This window comes from Streptomyces sp. NBC_01197 (genome assembly GCF_036010505.1).
Taxonomy (GTDB): domain Bacteria; phylum Actinomycetota; class Actinomycetes; order Streptomycetales; family Streptomycetaceae; genus Streptomyces.
This window is the reverse complement of record NZ_CP108569.1, coordinates 3,721,193-3,736,962: the sequence shown is the minus strand read 5'-3', so window position 1 is coordinate 3,736,962 and position 15,770 is coordinate 3,721,193. Positions and strand designations below refer to the sequence as shown.

Below are 15,770 nucleotides of genomic sequence, written 5' to 3'. Positions count from 1 at the left end.
CAGGTGCGGTGGCATCGACGACCGAGCAGGACGAGAAGACAACCACGCCCCGCGTCCGCCGCGGCAGCCGGGGCCCGATCGCGACCGCGGTCAGTGTCTTCGGTGAACTGCTCATCACAGCGGGGCTGGTGCTCGGACTCTTCGTCGTCTACTCGCTGTGGTGGACGAACGTCGTGGCCGACCAGCACGCGGCGAAACAGAGCCACGAGATCCGCGACAACTGGTCGCACGGCAGTACCGGCCCCGGCGCCCTCGACACCAAGGACGGCATCGGCTTTCTCCATGTGCCGTCGATGAAGAACGGCGAGGTCCTGGTCAGGCGGGGCACCAGCACCAGCGTCCTGAACGAGGGTGTCGCCGGCTACTACGTGAAGCCGGTCAAGGCGGGGCTCCCGTCCGACAAGACGGGCAACTTCGCGCTGGCCGCGCACCGTGACGGGCACGGCGCGAAGTTCCACAACATCGACAAGGTGAAGACCGGTGATCCGGTCGTCTTCGAGACCAAGGACACCTGGTACGTGTACAAGGTGTTCAAGGAGCTCCGGCAGACGTCGAAGTACAACGTCGACGTGCTCCAGCCGGTGCCCAAGGAGTCGGGCAAGAAGAAGCCGGGCCGCTACATCACGCTGACGACCTGCACTCCCGTCTACACGTCGCGGTACCGGTACATCGTGTGGGGCGAGCTGGAGCGCACGGTGAAGGTGGACGCGAAGCGCACCCCGCCGGCGGAGCTGCGCTGACATCCGGCTGACCGGACCGCGGCTCGTGACTGGGCTGGCGACCGGCCCCGTAAGCGGTCTCGCCCTTGGTCTCTTGCTTGATCTCTTACTTGGTCTCGTACAAACATGAACCACGGGCGAAGCCCCGGCCCCCAGCGGCTGGACTCCTCAGGAGCCCTGCCGGGGGCCGGGGCTTCGCCCGTGCGTGGTGCCGCGGTGTCCGGTGGCCGACGGGCTAGCCCCAGCCGTCGAAGATGCCGCCGTTGCCACCCCCGCCGTGCTTGTTGCCGCCGTTCCCGTTCCCGTTCCCGCCGCCACCACCGATCGTCGTGAGCGTGATGGCGGTGCTCCCCGGGTCGGCCTCCTGGGTTCCCACCGCGGGGTCGGAGCCGGTGACGATCGCGTTGTCGTCGCTGCTGCCGCCGCCCGCGACCTGGACGTTGGTGAAGCCCGCCCCGTTGAGGATCTGCTTGGCCTCGGACAGCTTCTTACCCCTGATCTCGGGGACTGCCGTCGGTGTCGGCGACGTCTTGGCCTTGGCGACCGTAAGTGTGACCGTCGAACCCTTGGCGGCCTGGCCGCCGGACGGGGACTGGCTGATGACCGTGCCGACCGGCTGGTCCGACTCCTGGTCGGCGGCCCGGGACACCTGGAAGCCCGCGTCGGTCAGTTGCTTGGACGCGTCCTCGAAGGTGCGGCCTGTGACGGGAGGCACATCGACCTTGGTCGACTTCGCGATCTTGATCGTGATCTCGGAGCCCTTCTGGGCCGTGGTGTTGCCCTTCGGGGACTGATCGAAGACCTTGCCCTGTTCCGCGTCGGACTCGACCTGCTGCGGATTCACCTTGAAGCCCTTGCCCTCAAGGATCTGGGTGGCGCTGTCCTCGGTCTCACCGTTGACGTTGGGCACCTCGACCTTGGGGGCGCCGGTGGACACGACGACCGAGATGGTCTCGCCCTGCTGGAGCGCGGCGCTGCCGAACTTCGGGTCCTGGCTGCAGACGTCGCCCTTCGCCGCGTTGTCGCAGGGCTTCCGCTGCGCCACGGTCAGCTTCAGCTTCGAGTTGGCGACCGCTTGCTTCGCACTGTCCAGGGACTGGCCGACGAGCTGCGGCACGGTGACCTTGCCGGAGTCGCCGCCGTGGGCGCTGAACATCGACTTCCCGATGAGGATCGCGCCGACCAGCACCAGGACGCCCGCCACGATGAGCAGGATCGTCGACGTGTTGGACTTCTTCTGGGGGCGGCCCCGCCTGCGGTCGGGGCGGTCGTCGTAGCCGTAGCCACCGTCGTCCGGGTTGACCGGGGGCAGCATGGACGTCTGGCCGTCGGCCTGGTCGTGCTGGCGTATGGCGGTGGTGGGCTGCTCGGTGTCGTAACCGCCGTACCCGGCCGCACCCATCGCCGCGGTCGCGGCGACCGGCTGGCCGTCGAGGCACGCCTCGATGTCGGCGCGCATCTCGTCGGCCGACTGGTAGCGGTAGTCGGGGTCCTTGACCAGGGCCTTGAGGACGATGGCGTCCATCTCGGGCGTGATCTCGGCGTCGAAGTTGCTGGGCGACTGCGGCTCTTCGCGTACGTGCTGATAGGCCACCGCGACCGGGGAGTCCCCGATGAACGGAGGCCGGACCGTCAGCAGCTCGTAGAGCAGACAGCCGGTCGAGTACAGGTCGGAGCGGGCGTCGACCTGCTCCCCCTTGGCCTGCTCGGGGGAGAGGTACTGGGCAGTGCCGATCACCGCGGACGTCTGTGTCATCGTCATCCCGGAGTCGCCCATGGCGCGGGCAATACCGAAGTCCATGACCTTGACCTGGCCGGTGCGCGTCAGCATGACGTTGGCCGGTTTGATGTCACGGTGGACGATGCCGTTGCGGTGCGAGTACTCCAGCGCCTGGAGGATGCCGATGGTCATCTCCAGGGTGCGCTCGGGCAGCAGCTTGCGGCCGGAGTGCAGGAGCTCCCTGAGCGTGGACCCGTCGACGTACTCCATCACGATGTACGGGATGGAGATGTTGTCCACGTAGTCCTCGCCGGTGTCGTAGACAGCGACGATCGCGGGGTGGTTGAGCGAGGCGGCCGACTGGGCCTCACGGCGGAACCGGGCCTGGAAGGACGGGTCGCGGGCGAGATCCGCCCGCAGCGTCTTCACGGCGACGGTGCGGCCGAGCCGGGTGTCATGCGCGAGGTAGACCTCGGCCATGCCACCACGGCCGAGCACCGAGCCCAGCTCGTACCGGCCGCCGAGGCGACGCGGCTCTTCCATAGCTAATCCAGCCCTCTCCGTATGTCCCGACCGCACCCTGGGGTGGTCCGGCGGTGTGCTGTTCGCGGATACGCTACCGGCCACGGGCGGATGATCAGCTCGCGATCGCCAGCTGATATCGGACCGGTATCGCGCAGGTATCGTGCGCTTCCCGCCATGGTCGTCACTTCTTGCTGTTGATGACGGCGGCCATGACGTCCTTGGCGATCGGGGCGGCGAGACCGCCACCGGAGATGTCCTGGCGGGAGGCGTTGGAGTCCTCGACGACTACGGCGACGGCGACCGGCGAACCCTGATCGGTCTTGGCATACGAGATGAACCAGGCGTACGGGTTGCCGCTGTTGTTGACGCCGTTCTGCGCCGTACCGGTCTTGCCGCCGACGGTGACGCCGGGGATGGCGCCCTTGCCGCCGGTGCCCTTCTCGACGACCGCCTCCATCATCTTCTGGACCATCTGCGCGTGCTCCTTGGTCAGGGGCTCGCTCTGCTTCTCCGGGTTGGTCTTCGCGACGGTGTCCAGGTTCGGCGCGGTGAGGCGGTCGACCATGTACGGCTTCATCAGCGTGCCGTCGTTGGCGACAGCCGAGGCCACCATGGCCATCTGGAGCGGGGTGGCGGCGGTGTTGAACTGGCCGATCGAGGAGAGTGCGGTCTGGGCCTTGTCCATGCCCTTGGAGAAAACACTGGCGTTGGAGCGGGTGGGCGTGAACTGCTCGCTGTTGAAGCCGAACTTCTCCGCCTCGGCGCGCATCTTGTCGTCACCGAGGTCCGCGCCGATCTTGCCGAAGACCGTGTTGCAGGAGACCCGCAGGGCGTCCACCAGAGTGGCGTTCTTGCAGGGCAGGTTGCCCTCGTTCGGCAGGTCCTTGCTCGAGAGCGGCAGCCGCCAGGGCAGCGGGGACCTGGTCGGGGTGTCGACGCTGTCGTACAGGCCGTTCTCCAGGGCGGCCGAAGCGGTGACCACCTTGAACGCGGAGCCCGGCGGGTAGGTCTGGCGCAGCGCCCGGTTGAGCAGCGGCTCGTTCTTGTCGGCCTTGAGCTTGGTGTAGTTCTTCGAGTCGGTCGCGGTGGAGTTCCCGGCGAACGTCGACGGGTCGTACGAGGGCGTCGAGGCCATGGCGAGGATCGCCCCGGTCTTCGGGTCGAGGGCCGCCACGGCGCCCTTCTTGTCGCCGAGCCCCTTGTAGGCGGCCTTCTGGGCGTCGGCGTTCAGCGTGGTGACGACGTTGCCGCCCTGCTTCTTCTCACCCGTGAACATGGAGAGCGTGCGGTCGAAGAAGAGCCGGTCGTCGTTGCCGGTCAGGATGGAGTCGTTCAGGCTCTCCAGCTGCGTCGCACCGAACGCCTGTGAGGCGTATCCGGTGACGGGCGCCCACATGGGGCCGTCCTTCCAGGTGCGCTTGTACTTGTACATGCTGCCCTTGGTCACGGTCGAGCCGGTGACGGCCTTCCCGTCCACGATGATGTCGCCGCGCTGGTGGGCGTAGCGCTCGATCTCGACGCGGCGGTTCTCCACGCGGGAGTTGAGGCTGTCGGCCTGGACGTACTGGAGCCAGTTGTCGCGCAGCAGCAGGGCGACGACGAGCAGACCGCAGAAGATCGCGATTCGGCGCAGGGGCTTGTTCACGGTCGGACCACCTGGGTCATCTCGGCGTCGGTTGACGGGGCGGGGGTCGGGGCCGGGCGTCGTGCGGTGTCGCTGATCCGGATCAGGATGCCGATCAGGGCCCAGTTGGCGATTACGGACGAGCCGCCCTGCGCCATGAACGGCATGGTCATACCGGTCAGCGGGATGAGACCCATGACACCGCCGGCCACGACGAAGACCTGGATGGCGAAGGCCCCGGAGAGCCCGATGGCGAGGAGCTTCCCGAAGGGGTCGCGGGCGGCGAGCGCGGTGCGTACGCCGCGCTCCACGATCAGTCCGTAGATCACCAGAATGGCCATGGTGCCGGCGAGGCCGAGTTCTTCGCCGACGGTGGCGAGGATGAAGTCGGAGTTGGCGGCGAAGCCGATGAGGTCCGAGTGTCCCTGGCCCAGCCCGGTGCCCATGGTTCCGCCGGAGCCGAAGGACATCAGGGACTTCGCGACCTGGTCACTCTGCGCCATGGTGGCCTTGGAGAACGGGGCGAGCCAGGCGTTGACGCGCTGCTGGACGTGCGGTTCGAAGGAGGCGACGCCCACGGCGCCGACCGCGGACATCACAAGGCCGAACACGATCCAGCTGGTGCGCTCCGTCGCGACGTACAGCATGACGACGAAGAGGCCGAAGAACAGCAGCGAGGTCCCGAGGTCCGTCTCGAAGACCAGGATGAGGATCGACATCGCCCAGATGACGAGGATCGGCCCGAGGTCACGGCCGCGCGGCAGGTACAGCCCCATGAAGCGGCGGCTGGCCAGGGCAAGGGCGTCGCGCTTCACCATGAGGTAGCCGGAGAAGAAGACCGCAATGGCGATCTTGGCGAACTCACCGGGCTGGATGGTGAAACCGGCGATGTTGACCCAGATCCTCGCGCCGTAAACGGCGGGGAAGAACATCGGCATGATCAGCAGCACCATGGCCACCACCATGGAGATGTACGTGTATCGCTGGAGGATCCGGTGGTCCTTGAGCAGCAGGAGGACGCCGACGAACAGGCCGACACCGACCGCCGAGTACATCAGCTGGTTGGGAGCGGCCGGTGCGAAGTGTCTGGCTTGCTGGAGCAGTGGCGACTGGTCGAGCCGCCAGATGATGGCCAGCCCGATGCCGTTCAGCAGGGTGGCGAGCGGCAGCAGCAGCGGATCGGCGTACGGCGCGAACTTGCGCACCACGATGTGGCCGACGGCCGCGAGCAGCGCGAGGCCCGTTCCGTAGCCGAGGATGCCCGACGGCAGCGAACCGTTGATCGCGAGGCCCACATTGGCGTACGCGAACACCGAGATGGCGACGGCGAATACCAGCATCAACAGCTCGGTGTTGCGACGGCTCGGTGCTTCGATCGCGCCGATGGTGGTCGTGTTGGTGACAACGCTCATGGTGGTGAAAGGCCCCCTACGGCTCTACTGCTTACCGCACAGCGGGACCAGCTTCTGCTCATCCTCCGAGAGGCTGGGGCCGGGCGTGGGTGTGGCGCTGGGCTTGGGTTTCGCGGTTGTTCCGCTCTTGGAGGAAGAGAGGGTGCTTGCGGGGCCGGTCGTCTTGCCGGTGTCCGTCTTCGGCTTCTTCTCGTCCTCGATCTTGCGGCGCTCGGCGTCCTTCTTGCAGACGTTGGCCTGCTCGGCGAGTTCGCCGATCTTGAGCTTCGCCTCGCTGAGGCTGCCTTCGGTGATCGTCGCGTCGACCTGCTTGCGCTGGTACGGCGGGAGGTACTTGAGTTCGATCTCGGGATGATCGGTCTCGATCTTCGAGAGCTTGACCCAGGCGAGGTTCTGGCTGATGCCCTGGTAGAGCGCGACGTTCTCTTTGTTGGACCCGACGTAGTACTGGGTCTGGGTCCAGCGGTAGCCGCCGTAGAGGCCGCCGGCGATGACGGCGAGGGCGAGCGCGACGAACAGAGCCGGCTTGATCCACCTGCGGCGGCCGGACGATTTGACGAAGTCCTCGTCGCTGTACGCGCCGAACGCGCCGTCGGGGGCCGCGCCGTATCCGTCGCCGCTTCCGGGCGGGCCGAAGCCGCCCGGCGCGGGCGGCGGCACCTGGCGGCCGAGGCCGGACGCCCGGCCCGCCGGGGTCTGCATGGCCCCGCCGTCGTGCTGGGCCGCCTGGTTCTCGGCGACCGCGCCGACGACGACCGGGGTGTCGTTGAGCTGCGCGGCCAGGGAGTCGTTGGAGTCGACGTCGAGGACGTCGGCCACGATGCAGGTGATGTTGTCGGGGCCGCCGCCGCGCAGGGCGAGCTGGATCAGCTCCTGGATCGTCTCCTGGGGGCCCTGGTAGCTGGCGAGCGTCTCTTCCATCGTCTGGTGGGAGACGACGCCGGAGAGCCCGTCGGAACAGATCATGTAACGGTCGCCGGCTCGCACCTCCCGGATGGAGAGGTCGGGCTCGACGTGTTCACCACTGCCCAGCGCGCGCATCAGCAGGGAGCGCTGCGGGTGGGTGGTGGCCTCCTCCTCGGTGATGCGCCCCTCGTCGACGAGTCGCTGCACCCAGGTGTGGTCCTGGGTGATCTGCGTCAGGACACCGTCCCGCAGCAGATAGGCGCGGGAGTCGCCGACATGCACGAGGCCGAGGCGCTGACCGGTCCAGAGGAGCGCGGTGAGCGTGGTGCCCATGCCTTCGAGCTGGGGGTCCTCCTCGACCATCATGCGGAGCTGGTCGTTGGCACGCTGTACGGCCATGCCGAGCGAGGTCAGGATGTCGGAACCGGGGACGTCGTCGTCGAGGGTGACGAGCGTGGAGATGACCTCGGAGCTGGCGACCTCGCCAGCGGCCTGGCCGCCCATTCCGTCGGCGATGGCGAGGAGCCGGGGGCCGGCGTAGCCGGAGTCCTCGTTCCCCTCGCGGATCATGCCCTTGTGCGATCCGGCGGCGAAGCGCAGGGACAGACTCATGCGCACCTCGCCTGTCGGCTCCGGGTACAACCGGTCTCGAGCCACACTGCCCACCCTCCGGTCGGGAGCGCGCCCCGGCCCGTTGCCGGAACCGCTGCGGCTCGCTCGCTCCGCTCGCTCATTGTCGTGACTACTTCCGCAGCTCGATGACGGTCTTGCCGATGCGGATCGGTGCGCCCAGCGGGATCGGCGTCGGGGTGGTCAGGCGGGTCCGGTCGAGATACGTGCCGTTGGTGGACCCGAGATCCTCGACGATCCACTGGCCGTCACGGTCGGGGTAGATCCTGGCATGCCTGCTCGACGCGTAGTCGTCATCCAGCACGATCGTTGAATCATGTGCCCGGCCGAGGGTGACGGTCTGCCCCTGGAGGGCGACCGTGGTGCCCGTGAGGGAGCCCTCGGATACGACGAGTTTGGTGGGTGCGCCCCGGCGCTGGCGGCCGGTGGCCGGCTGCTGACGCTGTTGCGGCGGCGCGGCGGCCTGCCGTGCGGTCTGCGGAGGACGGGAGTCCGCGTTGCGGCGTGAGCCGCGCTGCGTGACGCGCGTTCCGAACAGATCGCTGCGGATGACCTGGACGGCCACGATCACGAACAGCCACAGAACAGCTAGGAAACCTAGCCGCATGACCGTCAGGGTCAGCTCTGACATTGCCCCCGCTTCACCCTTCGGCTTGCCGGTAAACGATGGTGGAATTGCCCACGACGATCCGCGAGCCGTCGCGGAGCGTAGCGCGGGTGGTGTGCTGTCCGTCTACCACGATGCCGTTGGTGGAACCGAGATCCTGGATCGTCGAGGGGGAACCGGCGCGGATCTCACAGTGCCGGCGGGATACGCCGGGGTCGTCGATACGCACGTCGGCTTCGGTGCTGCGGCCGAGGACCAGGGTGGCGCGCGAGATCTGATGGCGGGTGCCGTTGACCTCGATCCAGCGCCGCGTCTGGGTGCTCGGCATGGGCCCGGGAGAGGGCGCGCGGCCGGCTGCTGGGCGGTGGACTCCGGGCGGAGGCGCGGCGGGCATGGGCGGGGCCGAGGCCGGCGGGTAGCCGTAACCGCCGGCGTCCCGCTGGGGGGCCGGTGCGGGCCCGCGGTCGGCGCCCTGCTGGCTGGTGCTCGACGCGAGGGTGCGGCTGCGGACGCGGTAGAGGCCGGTGTCCAGGTCGTCGGCCTTCTCCAGGTGGACCTTGACCGGGCCCATGAAGGCGTACCGCTGCTGCTTGGCGTAGTCCCGGACCAGCCCGGAGAGTTCGTCGCCGAGCTGCCCCGAGTACGGACTGAGGCGCTCGTAGTCCGGTGTGCTCAGTTCGACGATGAAGTCGTTGGGGACGACCGTCCGCTCGCGGTTCCAGATCGTGGCGTTGTTGTCGCATTCGCGCTGGAGCGCGCCGGCGATCTCGACGGGCTGGACCTCGGACTTGAACACCTTCGCGAAGGTGCCGTTGACCAGACCTTCGAGACGCTGCTCGAACTTCTTCATGACTCCCATGAGGCACCTCCTCCGACGTTGTCGTCCTGGTACTGCTTACTGATCGTATCCACGCACGGGGAAAACGGCTGGTTCCCCTTGTCTCCCCTGTGGATAAGTGTCACCTCTCACACGGATCGTAGAGGTGCCTCCCGAACAGTGTCCCGCACTCGGCGCGCACTGAGGAGGAGTGGGGGGAGCGCTGCCTCGTTCCACGGGCGGGGGGCGGTCGTTCCCCCAGGGGAACGGATGTGAATCCACCCTGTCCAGCGTGCTAATCTTCCGGATGTCGCCAGGCGCTCGCACAAACCAGTGAGAGAGCCTCGGATACACCACTTGCGCGAGTGGCGGAACGGCAGACGCGCTGGCTTCAGGTGCCAGTGTCCTTAGGGACGTGGGGGTTCAAATCCCCCCTCGCGCACCATCATCGGACACCGGTGAAGGTGTTCAGTATCACCAACGGAACGGCCCGCATCATGATCGTGATGCGGGCCGTTCCGCTGTCTTGTGCCGTATGTCTCGGGGCCGGTGGCCGGGGCGGCGGTGCTGAGACCGTGCCGCCGCCCCGGATCCGGTTCAGTCCGAGTGCCCCAGCAGCATGTCGAAGCCGTCCTGGGGGCCCGAGGAGACGACGACCTGGGACGCGGCGGGCGGATACCCCGCGGCGATCACGGTGTAGTCGAGGCCGGTGAGACCCGTGAACGTGTAGACGCCGTCCGGGCCCGTGGTGTGCCGTCCGACGACGTTGCCCGCCGCGTCGAGCAGCGTGACCAGGGCGTCGTTCACCGGCGCTCCCTGCGGCCCGAGCACCGTGCCCCGCACCGTCGCCGCGGCCGTGAGGGCCGCGTCGTGGCGGGTGGGCGCGGAGCCGGTCACCGTGACCAGGGCGGCGTAGGGCTGGTGGCCCTCCGCTCCGGCGGTGAGGGTGTACGCGGCCGGCGGCAGCGCGGGCAGCCGGTAGCTGCCGTCCGCGGCCGACACCGTGGAGTCCACCACACTGCCTTCCACGTCCGTCACGACGAGCAGCGCGCCTTCGATGGGCCCGGCCGCCCCGCTGACGGTGCCGAAGAGTCCGCCGGTCCCCGCGAGCTGGACGTTGTGGTCGACGGGTTCCGCGCCCAGGACGAGTTCGCTGATCCTGGGGCGGCAGTCGGGCGCCGATGCGACCAGGACGTACCTGCCGTACGGGGCGGACAGCGCGTACGAGCCGTCAGGCCCGGGTACGGCCCGCGCGACCTGGCGGCCGGCCTGGTCGATCAGCGTCACCGCCGACGCCACCGGAGCGCCGCGCTCACCCAGCACCCGTCCCCGCACACTCGCCTGCGGGCCCGCGGGCGCCTCGGCGGCCGGGATTTCAGCGGTCGGCCGGTCCTGCGGGGTCACGGCGGCCTCGGGGGACTTGGCGACTGCCGGAGTGGCTGCCGGTGCGGCCGCCAGCGGCCGGCCCTTGCGGTAGAGGAAGAGCGCGATCAGGAAGGCGATCGCGAACAGGCCGGCGGCCCACCAGTAGACGGTGGCGTAGCTGTGCACGGCGGCTTCGGCGAGGGCCGGCTTGGAGGTGCCGTGGTCCTTCACGTAGTCGCCGGCGGCGGTGGTCGCCATGGTGGAGAACAGCGCGGTGCCGATGGAACCGCCCACCTGCTGCATGGTGTTGACGGTCGCGGACGCGACCCCCTGGTCCGCGGGTGCGATACCGAGCGTCGCCAGCGACATGGCCGGGGGCATCACCATGCCGATACCTGCGCCGATGAGGAGCAGAGGCGGCAGGATGTCCGAGCTGTAGCTGCTGGACAGGTCGATCCTGGTCAGCCAGGCCAGGCCGCCCGCTGCGAACAGGGTGCCGACCGGCACCATGATCTTGGGCCCGATCTTCGGCATGAGCAGGTTGAGGGACAGCTGAGCCAGCAGCATCAGCATCAGGATCATCGGCAGGAAGGCGAGGCCCGTCTTCACCGGTGAGTAATGCAGGATCTGCTGGAGGTAGTAGGTCAGGAAGAGGAAGATCCCGAACATTCCGGCGCCGGTGCAGAACACCATCAGGTACGACGCGCTGCGGTTCCGGTCGGCGAAGACCCGCAGCGGCAGCAACGGGTGTACGGCCCTGGTCTGCCAGCCGATGAAGGCCAGCAGCAGGACGACACCGCCCGCCAGGAAGCCCCAGCACATCCGGTCGCTCCAGGCGTACGTCTCCGCGTTGGAGAAGCCGTAGACGATGCAGAAGAGCCCACCGGAGACCAGCAGGGTGCCCAGCAGGTCCAGCTTGGGGCGCTGGGCGGGTGCCGGCCGCCGGATGAACAGCAGTGCCCCGGCCACCGCGAGTACGGCGATGGCGAGGTTGACGTACAGCGTCCAGCGCCAGTTCAGGTGCTCGGTGAGCACCCCGCCGAGCAGCAGTCCCACCGCGCCGCCGGAACCGGCGATCGCCCCGAACACCCCGAATGCGCGGCCGCGTTCCTTCGGGTCAGTGAAGGTCGTCGTCAGCAGGGAGAGCGCCGACGGCGCGAGCATCGCACCGAACGCGCCCTGGAGCGCACGCCCCACCACCAGCATGGTGAAGCCGTCCGCGGCTCCGGCCAGTGCGGAGGAGGCGGCGAAACCGATCAGTCCGATCAGCAGGGTGGTCTTGCGGCCGAAGAGATCGGCCAGCCGTCCGCCGAGCAGCAGCAGACTGCCGAAGGCCAGCGAGTAGGCGGTGACGACCCATTGCCGGTCGTCGTTGGAGAATCCCAGGTCCTGCTGGGCGGATGGCAGCGCGATGTTCACGATGGTGGCGTCCAGCACCACCATCAGCTGCGCGAGGCCGATGACCACGAGGGCCCACCAGCGGTGTGCCGGGGGCGGCGACGCCGATGGGGCCGGTGGCGCGGCGGGTGGGGATATGGGGCCGACGGCCACGTCGGCGGGGGCGGAACTCATCATGTACCTCTCAGGTGGTATCTGTGGCGCTGCCGTCGATCTCCCGGAGCAGCACGGGGAGGGCGACGGCGTCGACGTAGCGGCGCAGGTAGTCGGCGTCGGGCTCGCGCTGTTCGAAGACCAGCCGGGCGAAGCCCGCGCCCTGGATGAGGTGGGGGAAGAATGCGAGGGCGGGATTGGCCGGATCGATCTCTCCGCGGGCGATGGCGCGGTCCACGATCCCGCGGGCGGCCTCCAGGTCGGGCCGCACCAGCGTCTCGTGCATCGCGTCCGCCAGCGCGCTGTCCTGCCGGACGGCCAGGGCGATGCCGCGCATCAGGGCGTGGTCCTTTCTGGCCTTTCCGATGCGGGAGGTCATCTCGTACAGATCCCCCCGCAGGGAGCCGGTGTCCAGCCCGGCCAGGGTGAACGGCTTGCCGTGCCGCAGTGCCTCCGACACCAGCCGGGGCTTGCCCTGCCAGCGCCGGTACAGCGTGGCCTTGCTGCACTGGGAGCGCTGCGCCACGGTGTCGAGGCGGGCGGCTTCGTAGCCGACCTCACGGACCAGGTCGAGGGTGACAGTGAAGATCTCCGCTTCCCGCTCGGGCGACAGCCGTGTTCTCCGGGATTCGGGCTGCGGCATACCCACTCCGTAAAGCTCCAGTAAAACGAAACAGTTTCGTACCGATAAGCTAAGTGGTCCGGGCTCCCGGACGCAAATGCTCCGCTTCCCGGCGACCTAGACTGGTGCGGTCCGGAAGGTGGTCCAGCGGTGGGGGAAGGCGAAGTGGCGGCAGGCGTCGAGAGGTTCCCGGATCCTTCCGCCGAGGTACTCGCGGAAGCGGCCGCCGCGTTCGGTCTGCTCGCCTCCTCGGCCCGGCTGCACATCGTGTGGGCGCTGGCACAGGGCGAGAGCGACGTCAGCGGCCTGGCCGAGCGGGTGGGCGGCGCGCTCCCCGCGGTGAGCCAGCATCTGACGAAACTGAAACTGGCCGGTCTGGTGCGTTCCCGGCGGGAGGGGCGGCGGCAGGTGTACTTCGTCGACGACCCCGACGTCGTAACCGTCGTACGGCTCGTGGTCGGCCAGCTTGCCGACCGGGCCGGTGGCGGGGCTCCCGGAGTGGGTCTCCTCCGTGGGACAGGCACCTGACGCCGCCGCGGCCCCGGAGCCCGGTTGCGGGGTCTCCGTCCGGGCCGTGCGGGTGGCGGACGGTGTTCCGGCGGCCGACGGCACCGTACCGGATCTGGGCGCGCTGACCTCGCTCCAGGTGCTGCGCGCCCTGGACAGCGGACCGCGCGGGCTGACGGACGCGGTGGCCGAGGCACGGCTGCGGCAGTTCGGCGAGAACACCCTGCCCGCCCGGCGGCCCGTTCCGCGGCTCGTACGGTTCCTGCGCAGCGTCCGGGACCCCTTCACCGCCGTGCTGCTCTGCCTCGGTGTGGTGTCGTCGCTGGTCGCGGCGTGGGGGACCGCCTGTGTGATCAGCGCGCTCGTGGTGGTGAGCTGTGCGCTGCGCGCCGCGGGGGAGCACCGCGCGGACCGTTCGATGGGCGCGCTGCGGGAGTTGGTGGCCAGTACGGCGACGGTGCTGCGGCGGTCCGCGGACGACGCGGTCCCGGTGGCCCGTGAGGTGCCGGTCGACCAGCTGGTGCCCGGCGACGTGGTCCGGCTGGGCCCCGGCGACCTGGTACCCGCCGATGTGCGGCTGCTGCGGGCCGTCGGTCTGAGTGTGAACCAGTCGGTGCTCACCGGGGAGTCGGCCGCGGTCGCCAAGTCGGCCGCCGATGTCCCCCTGCGGGTGTCCGGACCGGCGTCCGGCGAGACCGGGTTCGACCGCGCGCATCTCTGCTTCCAGGGCAGCAGCGTCGCATCGGGCAGCGGCAGCGCCGTCGTGGTGGCGACGGGGGCGCTGACGAGGTTCGCCGCCGGGCACGGGGCGGCCGGGCCGCGCGGGCCGAGCGCCTTCGACCGGTCGGTGCACGGTATTTCGTGGATCCTCATCCGGTTCATGCTGCTCACTCCGCCGCTGGTGCTGATGGCGAACGCGGCGCTGCGCGGGCGGGGTCTTGAGACGCTGCCGTTCGCTGTCGCGGTGGCGGTCGGGCTCACCCCCGAGATGCTTCCGGTGATCGTCACGAGCTGTCTGGCGCGCGGCGCCTCCCTCCTCGCCCGCCGGCACGGGGTGATCGTCAAACGGCTGCCTGCGCTGCACGATCTGGGCGCGGTGGATGTGCTGTGCCTGGACAAGACGGGAACGCTCACCCAGGACCTGCCCGTTGTCGACCGGGCGCTGGACGCGGACGGCGCGGACGACCACGACGTGCTGCACTGGGCCGCGGTCAACGCCTGGTGGACCCTCCAGCTGGCCGACCTGCCCGCCCCCGACCCGCTCGACGAGGCGCTGCTCGCCGCGTCCGCCGGCTCGGACGGCTCCGGGGGCTCCGGAGGTTCAGGCGGGTCGGGCGGTTCCGGCGGCGAGAAGTTCCTGCCGTACGAGGGGATCGCCGCGCTGCCCTTCGACCCGGTGCGGCGCATGGCGACCGCCGTCGTACGCCGTCCCGGCCGGCTGGGCGTCGACACCCTCGTGGTGAAGGGCGCAGTCGAGAACGTACTGGAGCGGTGCGCGCTCGACGGAGCGGAGCGGGAGCGGCTGCTCGCGGCGGCCACGGATCACGTACGTAACGGGGCCCGGCTGCTGGCCGTCGCGACCGCCGAGCGCCCGGCGCGCAAGCGGGCGTACACCGTTGCCGACGAGCGCGGTCTCAGCTTCCGCGGCTTTGTGACCCTTCGCGACGCGCTGGTTCCCAGCGCCGCTGACGCGCTGCCCGCGCTCGCCGGGATGGGTGTGACGGTGAAGGTCGTGACGGGCGACCACCCCGGTACCGCTGCCCGTACCTGCCAGGAACTGGGGCTCGAACCGGGGACCGTGCTCACCGCCCGGGACGTGGACGCCCTCACGGACGGCCAACTGGCCTCGGCGGTACGTGACACGGTCGTCTTCGCCCGCTGCACCCCCGAGCACAAGGCGCGGATCGTCCGCGCGCTCCGGGCGGACGGCCGCGTCTGCGGATTCCTCGGCGACGGGGTCAACGATCTGCCCGCCCTGTACGCGGCGGATGTCGGGATCTGCCCGCGCGACGCGGTCGACGTGGCGCGGGAGGGCGCGGACGTGGTGCTCGCCGAGCACGCGAAGGACCTCTCGGCCGTCGAACACGCGCTGATGGCCGGACGCCACAGCAGCGGCAACATCGCTACGTATCTGCGCGTCACGCTCTCGTCCAACCTCGGCAACGTCATCGCGATGCTCGCCGCCGGTCTGCTGCTGCCGTTCCTGCCGATGCTTCCGGCGCAGGTGCTGGTGCAGAACCTCTGCTTCGACGCGGCGCAGCTCGCGTTCGCCTACGACCGGCCCGCCCCCGGGGTGCTGCGCCGGCCCGCCACTCTGCGGTCGCGCGACTTCCTCCGCTTCATCACCGGGTTCGGCGTGCTCAACGCGGTCGCCGACCTCGCGACGTTCGGGGTGCTGGCGCTCGCCGTGCACGGCCCTGGCGGCCCGGACAGCGAGACAGTGTTCCACTCCGGCTGGTTCGTGGAGAACCTGCTGACGCAGTCGCTGGTGATGCTCCTGCTGCGTACGGGGCGCCGGGCCGCAGAGCGCGGCGGAACCAGTCCGGTCCGCTGGGCGGCGGCCGCTCTCGCCACTGTCGGACTGCTGCTCCCGCTCTCGCCGCTGGGGCCGCTGCTGGGCATGGCGGCGCTGCCCGCGCTCTCCTATCCGCTGCTCCTGGTGGTGCTCGGCCTGTACGCGGTGGGCCTCGGGGCGGTCAGACGCCGGTACGACAGCCGCCGCTGCGACAGCAGCCGCGCGTACGTGAGTTGAGGGTTCACGGCCC

Annotated in this window: 11 protein-coding genes and 1 tRNA gene; 4 read left to right on the top strand and 8 right to left on the bottom strand. The window is 69.5% G+C overall.

Translation table 11 applies throughout. The features are described 5' to 3' along the window. The first annotated feature begins 8 nt into the window (after window positions 1–8). Window positions 9–740, top strand: coding sequence for a class E sortase (locus OG452_RS16985; protein ID WP_327296445.1), 732 nt, complete (start codon window positions 9–11; stop codon window positions 738–740). Window positions 741–954: 214 nt separating this feature from the next. Here OG452_RS16985 and pknB read toward each other — a convergent pair whose 3' ends face one another. The 6 genes from pknB to OG452_RS16955 all read right to left on the bottom strand — a co-directional run bounded on the left by pknB (window position 955) and on the right by OG452_RS16955 (window position 9,002). Continuing rightward, window positions 955–2,982, bottom strand: coding sequence for a Stk1 family PASTA domain-containing Ser/Thr kinase (pknB, locus tag OG452_RS16980; protein ID WP_327296444.1), 2,028 nt, complete (start codon window positions 2,980–2,982; stop codon window positions 955–957). Window positions 2,983–3,145: 163 nt separating this feature from the next. After that, window positions 3,146–4,609, bottom strand: a complete 1,464-nt coding sequence (locus OG452_RS16975; protein WP_327296443.1) for a peptidoglycan D,D-transpeptidase FtsI family protein — start codon at window positions 4,607–4,609, stop codon at window positions 3,146–3,148. Next, window positions 4,606–6,000 (bottom strand): FtsW/RodA/SpoVE family cell cycle protein, encoded by a 1,395-nt coding sequence (locus OG452_RS16970; RefSeq protein WP_327296442.1) that lies wholly within the window; start codon window positions 5,998–6,000, stop codon window positions 4,606–4,608. Before OG452_RS16970 ends, OG452_RS16975 begins: the two co-directional genes overlap by 4 nt. Window positions 6,001–6,024: 24 nt before the next feature. Further along, a complete protein-coding gene (locus OG452_RS16965; protein WP_327296441.1) occupies window positions 6,025–7,518 on the bottom strand; it encodes a PP2C family protein-serine/threonine phosphatase in 1,494 nt (497 codons plus the stop codon). A 130-nt stretch (window positions 7,519–7,648) separates the two neighbouring features. Next, window positions 7,649–8,167 carry an FHA domain-containing protein FhaB/FipA gene (locus OG452_RS16960; protein ID WP_327296440.1) on the bottom strand — a complete coding sequence of 173 codons (519 nt, stop codon included), beginning with the start codon at window positions 8,165–8,167 and terminating at the stop codon, window positions 7,649–7,651. A 10-nt stretch (window positions 8,168–8,177) separates the two neighbouring features. Then, window positions 8,178–9,002, bottom strand: coding sequence for a DUF3662 and FHA domain-containing protein (locus OG452_RS16955; protein ID WP_327296439.1), 825 nt, complete (start codon window positions 9,000–9,002; stop codon window positions 8,178–8,180). Window positions 9,003–9,319: 317 nt separating this feature from the next. Between OG452_RS16955 and OG452_RS16950 the strand changes: the two genes are divergently transcribed. Next, window positions 9,320–9,405 (top strand) — tRNA-Leu (locus tag OG452_RS16950). Window positions 9,406–9,557: 152 nt separating this feature from the next. Here the strand turns inward: OG452_RS16950 and OG452_RS16945 are convergent. Next, window positions 9,558–11,897 carry a DHA2 family efflux MFS transporter permease subunit gene (locus tag OG452_RS16945; protein ID WP_327296438.1) on the bottom strand — a complete coding sequence of 780 codons (2,340 nt, stop codon included), beginning with the start codon at window positions 11,895–11,897 and terminating at the stop codon, window positions 9,558–9,560. Between the two features lie 10 nt (window positions 11,898–11,907). Then, window positions 11,908–12,519, bottom strand: coding sequence for a TetR-like C-terminal domain-containing protein (locus OG452_RS16940; RefSeq protein WP_327296437.1), 612 nt, complete (start codon window positions 12,517–12,519; stop codon window positions 11,908–11,910). Window positions 12,520–12,663: 144 nt separating this feature from the next. Here OG452_RS16940 and OG452_RS16935 point away from each other — a divergent pair, with 144 nt between their 5' ends. Next, complete coding sequence (locus OG452_RS16935) at window positions 12,664–13,026, top strand: ArsR/SmtB family transcription factor (protein WP_327299664.1); 363 nt, start codon at window positions 12,664–12,666, stop codon at window positions 13,024–13,026. Further along, the gene (gene mgtA / locus OG452_RS16930; RefSeq protein WP_442810030.1) at window positions 13,010–15,757 is read left to right on the top strand and encodes a magnesium-translocating P-type ATPase; all 2,748 of its coding nucleotides are present in this window, start codon (window positions 13,010–13,012) and stop codon (window positions 15,755–15,757) included. The genes OG452_RS16935 and mgtA overlap by 17 nt, the downstream gene beginning before the upstream one ends. Window positions 15,758–15,770 lie beyond the last annotated feature (13 nt).